A 14,274-nucleotide genomic window follows, 5' to 3' on the forward strand; every position below is an offset into this window, starting at 1 on the left:
TGTTTTATCCAATTTTCTCCGAAATCAAGGAAGGATGACATTGGAGCTGGATATTTTGCTCCCCCAGGCCGTCATTTGTATAGCCTGACCTTCCTGTTCGGAATCTCCGCACCTTATCATTCCTAAATGCAAGAGCATCTGTAATATACGCTGCATAAAAACGACTTCCTTGGAATCATAGTAGAACGGATGTACCAAATCCCCTATGCTTTCCAACAGCGATGATACTGTGACCCACCTCTCAGCACACCTGCCAATCCAATAAACGACGGATGCTACATTGGGTATAGCCCCTTTATACTGTCTTAACCAAAAGCGGAATAGCTGTATCATCTCTTCTTCCAGTGCTTTTTCCATCGAGGCTCTGCCCTCTGAAGTCAGTTCAAGCAGTCCATCATGTTCAGTTACATATCGATGATGGTACGCATAGTCGTACAGGAGAGCTAATCGGTCCGGGTATTCTTTATAAGTGCGGCCATATCCAAAGCGCCACCCTCCCTTTCCGAGAAGAGATTCCTGAATGTTCAGAAATTCCATCAGCTGTTGTTGAGTACGCCTGTACATAAAACCTTCCTGGTTCAAAGGAATCTCATATTGATCAATGAACTTTAACATCTGTCTGAGATCCTCGGCCAACAGGTGGTGTTCATCCCGATAAGCAGAAGGTTCATTTATGTTTACCATCGAGTGTAAAAATCTTTCCTGCAATATGCGGAGAAATTTAACCTTTAAATCATTAGGTACTTGATACAAATACCGCGTCTGATGAGTCGAGCCATTAAATAGCCATCCGGACTTGGTGAAATGGACAATGATATCTCTGAAAAATGAGACGGGTTGTCCGCCCTTCGGATCAATGGCTTGTCTGGCAAGCGCAGTCAGCTCTTCCATGCTGAAGCTGGCTCTTGGGTCAAATAACAAAGCATTCAAAAAACAAAGATGTCCGATCGGAAGCTTCTCCACCTGTTCTTCAACGAAGGATTTGCTGCCTAACGTAATTAAGATGCTTTGAATCAATTCATGTTTTGAATTGGTTTTACTTGAGCACTCATAATGGTCCGCAATGCGGTTCAGCTGACCGATATCGGCATATGTGAGAAGATCCGCTAAATTCATTGTTCCATCGCCTCGCCGTTTTACTACCATTATGGGAATTATTACAACATTTATTCCAAATTCGCAAAAAAAATAACCCGAAATATTATCGGGTTACCGCTTAAAGCTACTTCTCGTGAACAGAATCTGCTGCTAGTAAATGCTTCGTACAATTATATAATAGTGGATTCCAATCCGACTCGGCCTTCTCCAGAATCGTTAGTGACAAATTGCCGATCCGCTCCGAATACTGGTCTTCATACAAAGCCCTGTACAACTGAGCAAGCAGTGCACCATGGGATATCACTAGAATATGCTGATCAGGGTATTGCTCTGCTAAGTCATTCATGAAGGACAAGATTCTCGCCTGCATTGCAGGTTCTTTCTCTTGACCCAGATCCTGCAGGTTCCAATCCACTCCCCACTTCTCTTCACGTTCCAGAGCAGTAAGTCCTTCAGCCTGACCAAAGGATCTTTCTTTAAGACGCTCATCTGGAGGCAGCATAGGTGTATTCAAAATGCCGGAAATAATCTCACCTGTCTCCTGCGCACGTGACAATCCGCTGGTAATGATGTAATCCCACTTGTAAGGTTCCTCAAGAAGTCTGTTAGCCAGCAGTCTTGCTTGCTGCCTTCCTTCCTCGTTCAGCGGAATATCACTTTGACCTTGTATACGACCTAATACATTCCAGTCAGTCAATCCATGACGAATAAGACCTATTCTCATTGCTTGCTCCCTTCTCGAGAAGTGATCGCCCGACCATGATGGATGCGTCGAAGAGAGAATAACGCCACTCCCAAAGCAATTAGAGACAGAATCATCCAATGTTCAGGGTACGCCTTCATTCCAACGACTAATGGTTCCATTATACCGCTTGTTCTAATTTCATCTTGATGCCAAAAAGATAACGATGTAGAGGAACTCGCTACAGCCGTCGGAACAATACCCGATTGCTGCTTGGCAACTTCCCCCATGCCAGAGCCCAGACTTGAAGTCATAAAGACAACACTGCACAGAAACAATGCCAGGCATGCAGATATCCAAATCGATAACCGATGGTTCACTGGCTGTGGCAACAATGGATAGGTTCTCACATCGCTCTTCTGAATATTCGGATTATCCTTATAGATCCGATCCATGACTTTGGTATGCATAGATTGGATCTTCTTCTCGGGTATTGGTTCAGCAGTCATAGGGATCAGCTCATACAATTCAGTCCATTCCTCATACTCTGTCCTGCATGCCTTACATCCCTGAATATGCTGCATAAATTCAAGCCTTATTGGGTGATGTGCAGGCAGATCCCAAATCATTGCCATATGCTCTCGGGCATCGCTGCAATTCATTGATTCTTCATCCCCTCGTATTCCTCGTAAATCGGTTCAAAGAAATAAGACTGCAATTGATTCTTGACACTCATTCGAGCACGAAACAACAAGGATTTAACAGAACTTACCGTCTGTCCTAGAATATTAGATATTTCTTGATAGTCTAGTTGGTCATACTCTCTTAAAATGATTGCAGTACGCTGCTTGTCAGGCAGATTGTTAATTGCTTCGCGCACCTTCACAACACGTTCACTCGTAAGCATCGCCTGTTCAGGGACTGTGTCTGCAGAAGCAATTGGCATAAAGCCGCTCTCTTCAAGTGGAATATTTGCAGTTCGTTGTTTGCGAAGCTCACTAAGAACCGTATTTCTAGCAATAGTATACACCCATGTAGAGAAGGATGCATCAATTTCACGGAAAGAATGCAAGCTCCGGTAGGCTTTGTAAAAAGTTTCAGATACTAGATCTTCAGCTAAATGTTCAAGTCCTGAACTTCTCAACATGTGATATACGAAAGCATACATCTTACGCTCATAGCGCTTCATTAATTCTGAGTATAAATCAATATTCCCCTCTTTAATCTCCTTGATCAGCTCTGAATCATCCATTAGGCCTATACTCCTCCTTTCCTATCCTTAGCCTGCTCCCATGCAAGGCATCTAAGAACAACTTATAAGTATTGGGATCACGCTTTCTATAATTACGTCTAACAATCCGTTATAAAGACAGACCGTATAGAAACGGCAGACAAATTTCGTTGAAAGGAATTTTGAATCTTCATCCAAATTGAAAATTTATAAATAAATGACAAAAATGTAATGGTAGAAAGGAGGTGCAGATTGTACTTGCTGCATATTTCCATCCCATATGTAGTAACACTTTCCTAAACATGACTTTATGACCAAGGAACATTATACCATATAACAGACCATAGTTTCCCAATAAAATAGTTAAATTTTTGTAAACTTCATATACATCGTTACTTTCAGCCTAGGCCAGACTTTTTCTTCATATCCATACCTTAAACGACTACTAAATTAAAGACGGAATTGAACTGGAAATAGTTGCAGGTAAATTGGAATTTAATTTTTGAATTATGCTTAAATCGCAGAGAAGAAATATATTAAAATGCAAAAAAAAGCCGCTCGTTAGGAGCGACTTTCCCATAATAAAGAAATCCATTATATAGCGGGAGAATTCCTCTGTGATTTAAACGATATAAGTGAGAGGTTCACTGAAGTGATTGACGCATGAAGATAATACTTTTCTGCTGGAACAGCTCTTCCTCTTCATAAAAAAAAGAGGCCGTGAACCGAGTTCACGACCCGTTGCCCATTTTCAGAGCAACTCAGTTATTGGATAGGAGTGGAGAGAAACCATACTGTACTTTTATTATATGTATACGTTTTCATTTTGTCAACCATTATTATACATTAATTTATTATCTTGTTCATTTGCTCAGTTAAAGCGATTTTATTAGGTTTGAGAATCATCTTGAAGGTAATATAAAAAGCTAGAAAGCGGCTTGCATGCTTCCTAGCTTCTAACGGTGTAATTCTTGGAGATCAGCAGCTGTGCCGCACGCTCCATGTCCTCTTCCTGCCTGAATGACAGCCTTAAGATCCCGGGAACGTCCTCCCGGCTTTCGATAATTTGCATGTTGCTCAAATTGATGGCCGCTGTTCCAAGCTCTGTTGCAATCCTGCCAATAATTCCTGGCGTATCCGGTACATCAATATAAATATCAAACAATGAGGTAATAACGCCTTTTCTTCGCTCTGGAAGCTGATTACGAAACGAGCCTGCAGACCGAAATGCCTCTTCAATCGCTTCCCCATTTTGATGCTCTATCATATCAGTAAACCGCTGAATCTGCATATTCCAATCCTTGAACAATCGCAGAAGCACTTCCCGATTACTTAATAATATATCTCTCCATACAAGAGGATCACTGGATGCAATCCGGGTTATATCCCTGAAGCCTCCGGCTGCAAGCAGCTGATACAGCGGCTCTGCCTCGTTATACCCGCTGACCTGATTGACCAGAGCTACCGCGATGATATGCGGCAAATGACTGATCGCTCCAACGATATCATCATGATGCTTCGGATCAACTCGAATGACCTGTGCTTTCGTATGGGCAAGCAGCTCCTTCAGTGCATTATACACATGCTCAGGAACCCCTTCCAAAGGAGTTAATACATAATATGCATTCTCAAACAGCAAGGCAGAAGCCGCCTCAACACCCGACCTCTCGGACCCAGCCATGGGGTGGCCACCGATAAAATAAGCATCCTGGAAATCAAGGGATTTTGCAGCCGAGGTAATTGAAGCTTTGGTGCTCCCCACATCCGTAATGACGCAGCCTTTCTTAAGCGGAAGCTTGCTGAGATGTTCAAGATAATAATTTAGCATTCCAACCGGTACACTTAAAAATATATAATCCGCATCCATAGCGGCTTCCTCAATTGACAACGTTACTTCATCCAATACGCCGCTCTGCATGTATCGTTCTTGGAGGGCAGGCTCGTGAGCATATCCTACGACGGTAATTCCGGGTTTTCCTCTGAAACACAAGGCAAGGGACCCACCAATGAGTCCCACCCCGAAAATGGCTATTTTTTGTGTATGATTCTCTGATCCATTCATAAGCAGCCGTTACACTCCAGTTGTTTCAGCCTTCAGCACTTGCTCCAGTGCCTTGATGAAAGCCTCGTTCTGTTCTTTGGCACCGACAGATACTCGGATATAGGTTGGATAGACTTGGAAACCTGGACGAACAATAATCCCTTGTCTAAGCAAAGCATCAAACATCTCTCCGGCCGGTCTGCCTGTATCCACCATAATAAAGTTGCCATGCGTAGCAAAGTAGTGGATTCCAAGACGCTCGAATTCGCCCTGCAAATACGTTACTCCTTCACGGTTTAGATCACGGCATTGTGTAATAAAAGCCTGATCACTCAGAGCTGCGCGGGCCGCGGACTGCCCCAATCGATTCGTATTGAACGGTTCTCTTACCTTATTGATCAGCGAGATAACCTCAGGCTGTGCAACACCGTAGCCAATGCGAAGCGCAGCAAGTCCATATATTTTAGAGAATGTGCGCAGCACCACAAGATTAGCGTATTTAGCGAGAAGAGGAATCGTTTGCGGATATGCTGCATCCGTTACGTACTCATAATATGCTTCATCAAGCACTACCATGATATCCTGTGGCACTCGGTCCAGGAAGGATACGAGCTCAGCTTCCGATACGATCGTTCCCGTTGGATTGTTTGGGTTACATACCCAGATAATCTTCGTCTTTGAGGTGACTTTCTCCAGCATTCCTTCAAGATCATGCTTGCCATCAACCAGCGGAACCTCTATGCTAACTGCGCCTTCAATATCAGCATTGCTCTTATAAACGGAGAATGTTTGGTCGGCCATGATTGTCTCATCCCCGCTCACAAGGAACGCTCTGGTAATGAGGGCAATGACTTCATCCGAGCCTGCTCCGAAGATAATCTGCTCTCTGCCTACGTGAAGATGCTCAGCTAGATCAGCTGTCAGATCTCCGGCACTTCCATCAGGATAAATACTTAAATTCATCAGCTCAGCCTGAATCGCTTCTCTTGCTTTTGGCGAGCTGCCATAAGGGTTCTCATTGGAGGCAAGCTTGATCACTTCGCTTAACCCCAGTTCACGTTTGACTTCTTCAATGGGCTTCCCTGGTTTATAGACGGGTATGTTAACGATCTGTGATTTAGGTTTCATTGTTAAAGCCCCTCCTCTGTATACTTAATAAGAATAGCTGCAGCATTCGCTACAGCTTTAATTGTGCCACAAAATTCCGGATTTGCAAAAGCCCCTCTTGCTTGGTTGCCGGATCTGACAGTAATGGAATGCTTGTCTCAATCTGTCTAACGATCGCACTCCCTACGACAACCCCGTCACATAGCTTAGAGAACCGCTCCACTTGCTCACGGCTTGAAATGCCAAAGCCAACAGCAACGGGAAGAGAAGTGTACGATTTTACCGTGTCAATAAACTCTTCAACTTCCCGGTGGAACGAGGATCTTTCTCCTGTCACACCGAGCGATGATACGCAGTAGATGAATCCTCTTGCTTTTTTAACAATGTTCTCTATTCTTGTCTTTGATGTCGGAGCCACCAGAGGTATAAGGTGGATATTAGCTTTGTCTGCATAGGCTCTAATTTCTTCCGACTCCTCAATTGGCAGATCAGGTATAATGATTCCACTGATATCGTGAGCTTTCAGTAATTCAAAGAAAGTCTCCAGTCCGGTTTGTAGAACAGGATTATAATAAGTAAACAGTACAAACGGCAGCTTCGCCCCTGCTTCTCTGGCTCTTCTTGCTGCCTCCATGCATGTGCGAATGGTAATATGCTGCTTCAATGCACGCTCAGAAGCCCGCTGGATAACAGGTCCATCTGCAAGAGGATCCGAATATGGAACACCAAGCTCGATGACGTCAGCTCCTGCTGCTTCCAGCTCGAGTATAATTTCAATACTTGTCTCGATGTCGGGATCACCAATCGTAAGAAAAGGAATCAGTGCCGTTTTGTCCTCAGATTTGAGCCTCTCAAACGTAAGATCCATTAGATTCAATTGTATGCTCATGAGAGTTGACCTCCCGTGTATTTCATGATGGATTCAACATCCTTGTCTCCCCGGCCGGATAGACAGATGACCACAATCTGATCCTTCTCCATGGCTGGTACAATCTTGGCCACCTCTGCCACTGCGTGAGCGGATTCGAGCGCAGGAATAATTCCCTCTGTACGGCTGAGTAATTGAAGTGCATCCAGCGCTTCCTTGTCTGTAATCGGAACATACTGAGCACGCTTGATCTCTTTGAGATAGGAATGCTCGGGTCCGACCCCTGGATAATCCAGCCCGGCTGAAATTGAGTGTGCTTCCTGAACTTGTCCGAATTTATCCTGGAGTAAGAGACTCATTGAACCTTGGAATACGCCATGTGTTCCCTTGCTCATCGTAGCCGCGTGAAATTCCGTATCGACGCCTTTGCCTGCAGCTTCACAGCCAATAAGCTCTACGGAGTCGTCATTTAAAAATGGGTAGAACATGCCGATTGCATTAGAGCCTCCACCGACAGCTGCTACAATCTTATCAGGCAGTCTTCCTTCTGCTTCAATAATCTGTCTTCTCGTTTCGTCTCCGATGACGCGCTGAAAATTACGAACCATCAGCGGATATGGATGGGGTCCGACTGCTGAACCGAGAATATAGAAGGTGTCCTCTACATTACTCACCCAGTACCTAAGAGCTTCATTCCCTGCATCCTTCAGCGTCCGGGTGCCCGATGTGACGGGAACAACTTCAGCTCCCAGCATATTCATCCGAAATACATTTAGCTGTTGACGCTTCGTATCCTCTTCTCCCATGAACACCTTGCATTCCAAGCCCAGCAGTGCTGCAACCGTTGCTGTTGCCACCCCATGCTGTCCTGCCCCTGTTTCAGCGATGACCTTTTTCTTACCCATGCGCTTAGCAAGCAGTCCTTGTCCCAGTGCGTTGTTAATTTTATGAGCACCCGTATGGTTTAGATCCTCACGCTTCAAATATATTTTGGCCCCGCCAAGCTGCTGGGTTAAATGTTCTGCATAATAAAGAGGAGTTTCCCTGCCCGAATACTGCTTCAGCAAATAGTTCAATTCCTCATTAAACTCAGGATCCTCTGAAAAACGCTTATACTCCTGCTCTAATTCGATCAGGGCATTCATTAACGTTTCCGGCACATACCGCCCTCCAAAAGGACCAAAACGACCATATTCATCCGGTAATTGCGTCATGCCTTCTTCACCCTCTCCACAAAAGCTGTCATTTTAACGATGTCTTTATGTCCATCTGTCTCAACGCCGCTTGAAACATCTACTCCGTCCGGAGCATAACGACGCACAAGCCCGGTTACGTTCTCCGCATCAAGTCCGCCGGCTACAAACAGCGGAATTCCCGTACGATCAGCCCACTGCTGATAGGGCAGGCTCTTCTCCCAAGCAAAGGTCTTACCGGATCCCCCGCCATATACTCCATCGTAAGTATCGAGCAGAATGGCATCTACTTTACCTTTATACGGGTTCAGCTGATCATGGGCACTCATGCCTGGAGTCTGATTCTCGTGAATGGAGAAAGCTTTAAACACCTGTACCCCAAGCACTTCTCTGACCTTCTGGCAAAAATCCGGGGATTCCTGTCCGTGCAGCTGAATCACGTCCAGTGGAGCTTGATCGAGTACGTCTGTAAGCTCTTCCCAATCAGGATTAACAAACACCCCTGCTGATCTGGGAGAAGGTATGGCTTCCCATTCATTCAGTACCTTACAGAGCTGCGCTGCATGTTCCGCAGATACTTGGCGTCTTGACTTCGCGAATACAAACCCAATAAAATCAACAGTTAAGTGCTTCATTGATTTTAGCACTTCAACGTCCTGAAGTCCACAAATTTTTAGAAGTGGTTGATCCTTCTGTACCGTCATTTCCTCACCTGTTCCCCTGCACCCATAAGCTCAAGAACAGCCTGACTCACATTATCCTGGCGCATAAACTGCTCGCCGACAAGGATGCCTTTGGCACCTGCCTGCTTCACATATTCCACATCTTCCGGTGTGCGAATGCCGCTCTCACTGATTAAGGTGACATGCTCAGGCACAAGGTCTGCAAGTTCAGCGGTCGTTTCAAGTCGAGTTTCAAATGTACGAAGATTGCGGTTGTTAATCCCGATTAGAGTTGCGCTGCCAATATCCAGAACACGTAGTAACTCTTCCTTATCATGAACTTCTACGAGTGCATCCAGGCCCAAATCCCGTGCATAGCTTATATATTTAGACAGCTGGGCTGAATCCAGTATGCTTGCAATAAGCAGAACCGCATCCGCACCGATGATCCGGGCTTCCGCAATTTGCTTCTCATCAATAATAAAATCTTTGCGCAGCAGCGGAACGTTAACCTGCTGACGGATTGCTGTCAAATATTCGGGCTTCCCTTGAAAGTAATGGATATCTGTCAGCACCGACATACAATCTGCACCTGCGGCCTCATATGCCTGGGCTATGTCGACAGGATCGAAATTACTCCGAATTAATCCTTTTGACGGAGAGGCCTTCTTTACTTCAGCAATCAGCCCCATTCCCCTCGCATGCTCCTTGGACAATGCTCTTTCGAAGCCTCTCGTAGCCGACAGTGCCGCAATCCTTTTTTCCGCCTCGTTCATGTCGAATACACTGGATAATGCTGCGACTTCTTCCTTCTTCGTTGCGACAATTCGATCAAGATACATATTCATACTCTCCCGTCTTCTGTATAAGCTGTGTCAATTTATCGGATGCTTTACCGGAATCAATGGCATTTTTGGCCAAGTGAACCCCTTCTGCGATACTTCCTGCAAGTCCTGCTACATAGATGGAAGCCCCTGCGTTTGCAAGAACGATATCCCGATATCCTCCCTGCTCGCCGGAGAGCACACGTTTAATAATGTCTGCATTCTCAGTAGCTGTTCCTCCAAGGACCTGCTGCAAAGGATATACCTTAAGTCCCAGATCATCAGGGTGAATATCATAGGTTTGAACAGCTCCATCCTTTAATTCCGATATCTTCGTCCGGTCTGAAATACTAATCTCATCAAGTCCATCATAGCTTGCTACGACGAGTGCCCGTTTCAGTCCAAGTCTGCCGAGCGATTCCGCAATGGCTTCTGTTCTGGTTACGTCATATACCCCGAGTACTTGCCGGTCTGCTCCAGCTGGATTGGTAAGCGGCCCAAGCAGATTAAAGATCGTCCTTACCCCCAGTTCCTTACGCGGTGCAGCCGCATACTTCATGGAAGGATGATATACCTGAGCGAATAAAAAACAAATATTGATCGCATCCAGGCAGTCTCTCGCCTGCTCTTGATTCAGATGAATGTTAACTCCTAGTGCTTCGAGTACATCCGCACTCCCTGCTCTTCCGCTTGCAGAACGGTTCCCGTGCTTCGCAACCCGTACGGATAAAGAGGAGGCGATGATGGCGGAAGCCGTTGAAATATTGAATTTGCTGATCCCTGATCCCCCGGTTCCACAGGTATCCAGCAGATTGTTCTGCTCTGTGTGGACTCTCGAACAGGATTCTCGCATTGCTTCAGCAAATCCAGTAATTTCATCAACCGTTTCTCCTTTTAGCCGCAGAGCCGTCAGCAGTCCGCCGATTTGTGCTGCAGTCGCTTCTCCGCTCATAATGTGACCCATGACATTCCTTGCTTCAATCTGCGTTAGATCTTTGCCTTCCATGATGCTCATGAGGCCTTGCTGAACAGCATTTCCTGTGATGATGGTGCTCATCGTGATCTCCTCCTTATCAGTTAGATGTATAAATATAGTCTTGATTCGCGTAGTTCTGTGGCACAGCTGCTTTTGGAAACATTTGTTCAGCATATCGAATTGCCGTTAGAAGTGCCTTCGCTTTGTTTACTGTCTCTTCATATTCCATCTCGGGAACCGAATCCCAGACGATGCCAGCCCCTGCCTGAACATAGGCCTTGCCTTCCTTGAATATAATCGTGCGAATCGTGATACAGGAGTCCATATTCCCGCTGAAGCCTAAGTATCCGATCGCTCCAGCATAGGCACCACGTGCTTCACGCTCCAGCTCTGCAATGATCTGCATGGCTCTCAGCTTCGGTGCACCGGATACAGTACCTGCCGGTAGACAGGATAGAAAAGCATCAAAGAAATCCTTATCCTCCCTTATCGTACCGGATACATTCGTCACCATATGCATGACGTGCGAGTATTTCTCAATCTCCATAAATGAATCGCATTTTACGGTTCCAAACTGACTGACCTTTCCGATATCATTACGGCCGAGATCAACGAGCATCAGGTGCTCTGCACGTTCCTTCTCGTCCTGAAGCAGGTCTTGAGCTAGACGCTCATCTTCCGCAGCTGTTGCTCCTCTCGGTCTCGTGCCAGCGATTGGCCTAGTTTGAACCCTTCCGCCGTCGACCTTGACAAGCGCTTCTGGCGAGGTGCCCACGATTACTTCTTCTCCAAGCTTTAAATAATACATATACGGTGATGGATTCAGTGTTCTAAGCACCCGGTATACCTGAAGCGGAGATACCTCGGTCTCAATATGAAAGCGCTGGGACAGCACTACTTGAAAAATATCCCCTGCACGGATATATTCCTTAGCCTGTTCAACATTGGAAATAAACTGATCTTTTGTCAGATTCGACTTCACATCACCAAGTTCCACCCCATTTGGCATAGAATGACGATTGGCATTTTCCTTCGGTCCTTCATCCGCTAATATCCTTGCGAGCTTCTCCAGCTTCTGATCCACTAGCTGATAATTACGCAGAATATCCTCATCCCGATCCCCTGGTGCTACATGAACGTTGCCTATTAACAGCAGCTGCTGCTTCACATGGTCAAATACAATGACCTGGTCGCAGAACATAAACTGAATATCATCCATCTGAAGATCATCAACCGCATGCTTCGGCAGCTTCTCGTAATACTGCAGCAGGTCATATCCGAAAAAACCGATCGCTCCGCCCGTAAACGGCGGCAATCCGTCCACCATAGGACTTCGGTACTGCCTGAGCAGCGCCTTTAGCTCTTCTATCGGCTTGCCTTCCATTTGTTGTCTTCGTCCATCGTGCTCTACAGTAATAACTCCGTTCTTACCGGAGATCGTAATGAAAGGATCGGTGCCGATAAATGAATATCTCGCCCAATTGCTCCCGCCTTCCACACTCTCTAGCAAAAATGCGTATTCCTGCTCTGCGAACCGGCTGAATAATCGGATGGGTGTCTCCATATCAGCAAGAATTCGCTTAACGACAGGAATCAGATTATATTCCCTGGCTTGCCTAAGTACCTCTTGTGCTTCTATATTCAACATCCTTAAAACACTCCCTTGAGCTTAAGATGGGCGAAAGATGAAGTTCAAGAAGTATGCGTGTATGCAAAAAAACCTCTACGAGACTGTAGAGGTTCATTAACGAATATATGAGTATGTAAGCATAAGAAACCCAAAGAAAATATACTTACCCTATAGTGATTACGCCAATAACATCAGTAGCAGAATCTATTATTAATAATCCTGTACTTACAGCTAATCAGGGTATCTATATTCTTATTCTTCCTGTTTCTCAACTCTTCAAAGGCCTTGCCTTATGCTTAAAGGCCAAGGACTTCTCCCATTTCATCAGCCATGCTACCGTCATGCCTTATGCACTGCCGGCCACAGCCTTCTGATAATGGCTAAGCTCTGCTCTACTCATCAAACGTCTTAACTCTTCTCATCTCTGCTACAGTTCACTATACATAGTTTAACTCGTTTTGGCAAGGTTCTATTTACCCTTTAGCTTTCAGCGGAAGCAGCCAAATCTGGACGCAGTGCCTTCGCACCGTTTAAATAAACATGCTGAATTTCCTTCTGTGATTTCGCTGTATTCACATGGAACATAAAGCGAATGCACTTCTCCAGTGCCCCTTTGACAGGAACCTCCAGGGAGCACATTAAGGGCACAAGCTCCCATCCATCCAGCTCACGGATCGCTTTGGCTGGAAATGCAGCATCAAGATCTTGCGTAAGTGTAATCCATACACTGCAGATTGCTTCCGGCTCAAGCTGATTACGTTCTACGATCTCTTCAAGCAGCTTCGAAGTTTCCTTCATGATTTCAACTTCCGTGTTGCTCGTTACCGTCGTTGCCCCACGTATACCTCTTGTGTACATCATACGTTTACTCCTCTTTCCTTCAGCCCATCTATAACATCCCTGACGTCCTGTACCCGAACATCATTCGCAACGACAACTTCACCGATCTTGGTCGGGATGATAAAGACCATTAGGCCTTCTCTAAATTTTTTGTCATGCATCATGGCAGCCAGAATATCATCTGTACTGATGTCTGCCGGAAGTGAAGTCGGCAGATTCAATGCTTCAAGCATGCGCTTGGTCGTAGTGTATAGCGCCGGATCAGCTCCTCTTAATACTCCGAGCTGTGCGGCACCAACCATCCCGATCGAGATCGCCTCACCATGAAGAAATTTGCCATAACCTGCGATCGCTTCAATCGCATGACCAATTGTGTGACCCAAGTTAAGCGTTGCCCGAATCCCATTTTCTCTTTCGTCCTGGGATACGATATCTGCCTTGATCGAACAGCCGCGCAGCAACCCATACACAAGTGAGTCCTTATCTAAGGAGAGCAGCTTATTCGCATGCTCTTCACACCAGTAGGCAAAATCCTCGTCTTGAATCAGTCCGTGCTTCAGCATTTCTGCAAGACCTGCCGAAACTTCCCGTGGAGGCAGCGTCTTCAGCGTATCCACATCATACAGAACAAACTCAGGTTGGTGGAATGCACCGATAATATTTTTGGCAAGCGGATGGTTGACCGCTACCTTACCCCCTACACTGCTGTCATGAGCAAGGATTGTTGTCGGAATCTGCACAAATCGAACCCCACGCATATATGTAGCGGCTACGAAGCCAGCCAGATCACCGACGACTCCTCCGCCAAGGGCTAGAATAGCCGAGCTTCGATCAAGACCTCCTTCGATCGCAAGGGTCATCATTTCCGTGTAAACGGAGAGAGACTTGGACGTCTCTCCGCTCTGAACCACGGCGGATACAACCTTGTAGCCTTCTTGCTCTAAGGAATCCTTTACAATCTGCAAATAATGCGGTGCTATTTGATCATCCGTAATAACCATGATCGGACTCTTGCTGCTTACTCCGTGCTGAGCCAGTTGGCTGCCTGTCTTAGCAAGCAGACCGCTTCCAATATAAATAGGGTATGAACGCTCGCCCAGGTCAACATTCAGCGTCTTCATG

General features: G+C 45.8%; 14 protein-coding genes. All 14 read right to left on the reverse strand.

Annotated features, from left to right (window positions below):
* Positions 1–24: 24 nt before the first annotated feature.
* Complete coding sequence (locus tag BK126_RS11925; RefSeq protein ID WP_076312876.1) at positions 25–1,116, reverse strand: hypothetical protein; 1,092 nt, start codon at positions 1,114–1,116, stop codon at positions 25–27.
* 106 nt (positions 1,117–1,222) lie between these two features.
* Positions 1,223–1,822: a histidine phosphatase family protein gene (locus BK126_RS11930; RefSeq protein ID WP_076312877.1), complete on the reverse strand. Its 600-nt coding sequence runs from the start codon at positions 1,820–1,822 to the stop codon at positions 1,223–1,225.
* On the reverse strand, positions 1,819–2,442 hold the full coding sequence (locus tag BK126_RS11935) for an anti-sigma factor family protein (protein ID WP_076312878.1): 624 nt from the start codon (positions 2,440–2,442) through the stop codon (positions 1,819–1,821). Before BK126_RS11935 ends, BK126_RS11930 begins: the two co-directional genes overlap by 4 nt.
* Positions 2,439–3,032: an RNA polymerase sigma factor gene (locus BK126_RS11940; RefSeq protein WP_076312879.1), complete on the reverse strand. Its 594-nt coding sequence runs from the start codon at positions 3,030–3,032 to the stop codon at positions 2,439–2,441. Before BK126_RS11940 ends, BK126_RS11935 begins: the two co-directional genes overlap by 4 nt.
* Positions 3,033–3,960: 928 nt before the next feature.
* Entirely contained in the window at positions 3,961–5,073 is a 1,113-nt protein-coding gene (locus BK126_RS11945) for a prephenate dehydrogenase (protein WP_076312880.1), read from the reverse strand.
* Between the two features lie 9 nt (positions 5,074–5,082).
* A complete protein-coding gene (gene hisC / locus BK126_RS11950) occupies positions 5,083–6,180 on the reverse strand; it encodes a histidinol-phosphate transaminase (RefSeq protein WP_076312881.1) in 1,098 nt (365 codons plus the stop codon).
* Between the two features lie 49 nt (positions 6,181–6,229).
* Positions 6,230–7,036, reverse strand: coding sequence for a tryptophan synthase subunit alpha (gene trpA, locus BK126_RS11955; protein WP_076313517.1), 807 nt, complete (start codon positions 7,034–7,036; stop codon positions 6,230–6,232).
* A gap of 8 nt (positions 7,037–7,044) precedes the next feature.
* Positions 7,045–8,241, reverse strand: coding sequence for a tryptophan synthase subunit beta (gene trpB, locus BK126_RS11960; RefSeq protein ID WP_076312882.1), 1,197 nt, complete (start codon positions 8,239–8,241; stop codon positions 7,045–7,047).
* On the reverse strand, positions 8,238–8,924 hold the full coding sequence (locus BK126_RS11965) for a phosphoribosylanthranilate isomerase (RefSeq protein WP_076312883.1): 687 nt from the start codon (positions 8,922–8,924) through the stop codon (positions 8,238–8,240). Before BK126_RS11965 ends, trpB begins: the two co-directional genes overlap by 4 nt.
* Complete coding sequence (gene trpC, locus BK126_RS11970; RefSeq protein WP_076312884.1) at positions 8,921–9,724, reverse strand: indole-3-glycerol phosphate synthase TrpC; 804 nt, start codon at positions 9,722–9,724, stop codon at positions 8,921–8,923. The genes BK126_RS11965 and trpC overlap by 4 nt, the downstream gene beginning before the upstream one ends.
* The gene (trpD, locus tag BK126_RS11975) at positions 9,714–10,763 is read right to left on the reverse strand and encodes an anthranilate phosphoribosyltransferase (RefSeq protein ID WP_076312885.1); all 1,050 of its coding nucleotides are present in this window, start codon (positions 10,761–10,763) and stop codon (positions 9,714–9,716) included. Before trpD ends, trpC begins: the two co-directional genes overlap by 11 nt.
* A gap of 16 nt (positions 10,764–10,779) precedes the next feature.
* Positions 10,780–12,330, reverse strand: coding sequence for an anthranilate synthase component I (trpE, locus tag BK126_RS11980; protein WP_076312886.1), 1,551 nt, complete (start codon positions 12,328–12,330; stop codon positions 10,780–10,782).
* Positions 12,331–12,792: 462 nt separating this feature from the next.
* On the reverse strand, positions 12,793–13,170 hold the full coding sequence (gene aroH / locus BK126_RS11985; protein WP_076312887.1) for a chorismate mutase: 378 nt from the start codon (positions 13,168–13,170) through the stop codon (positions 12,793–12,795).
* Positions 13,170–14,273 carry a 3-dehydroquinate synthase gene (aroB, locus tag BK126_RS11990; protein ID WP_076312888.1) on the reverse strand — a complete coding sequence of 368 codons (1,104 nt, stop codon included), beginning with the start codon at positions 14,271–14,273 and terminating at the stop codon, positions 13,170–13,172. The genes aroH and aroB overlap by 1 nt, the downstream gene beginning before the upstream one ends.
* Position 14,274: the final 1 nt, after the last annotated feature.

The organism is Paenibacillus sp. FSL H7-0326, from assembly GCF_001955535.1.
Classification (GTDB): Bacteria; Bacillota; Bacilli; order Paenibacillales; family Paenibacillaceae; genus Paenibacillus; species Paenibacillus shunpengii.

Coding starts and splice junctions, on each gene's coding strand:
- hisC (WP_076312881.1), bottom strand. CDS start 6,180: ATGAAACCTAAATCACAGATCGTTAACATACCCGTCTATAAACCAGGG.
- BK126_RS11945 (WP_076312880.1), bottom strand. CDS start 5,073: ATGAATGGATCAGAGAATCATACACAAAAAATAGCCATTTTCGGGGTG.
- aroH (WP_076312887.1), bottom strand. CDS start 13,170: ATGTACACAAGAGGTATACGTGGGGCAACGACGGTAACGAGCAACACG.
- BK126_RS11935 (WP_076312878.1), bottom strand. CDS start 2,442: ATGAATTGCAGCGATGCCCGAGAGCATATGGCAATGATTTGGGATCTG.
- BK126_RS11925 (WP_076312876.1), bottom strand. CDS start 1,116: ATGAATTTAGCGGATCTTCTCACATATGCCGATATCGGTCAGCTGAAC.
- trpC (WP_076312884.1), bottom strand. CDS start 9,724: ATGTATCTTGATCGAATTGTCGCAACGAAGAAGGAAGAAGTCGCAGCA.
- BK126_RS11930 (WP_076312877.1), bottom strand. CDS start 1,822: ATGAGAATAGGTCTTATTCGTCATGGATTGACTGACTGGAATGTATTA.
- BK126_RS11940 (WP_076312879.1), bottom strand. CDS start 3,032: ATGGATGATTCAGAGCTGATCAAGGAGATTAAAGAGGGGAATATTGAT.
- BK126_RS11965 (WP_076312883.1), bottom strand. CDS start 8,924: ATGACGGTACAGAAGGATCAACCACTTCTAAAAATTTGTGGACTTCAG.
- trpB (WP_076312882.1), bottom strand. CDS start 8,241: ATGACGCAATTACCGGATGAATATGGTCGTTTTGGTCCTTTTGGAGGG.
- trpE (WP_076312886.1), bottom strand. CDS start 12,330: ATGTTGAATATAGAAGCACAAGAGGTACTTAGGCAAGCCAGGGAATAT.
- aroB (WP_076312888.1), bottom strand. CDS start 14,273: ATGAAGACGCTGAATGTTGACCTGGGCGAGCGTTCATACCCTATTTAT.
- trpD (WP_076312885.1), bottom strand. CDS start 10,763: ATGAGCACCATCATCACAGGAAATGCTGTTCAGCAAGGCCTCATGAGC.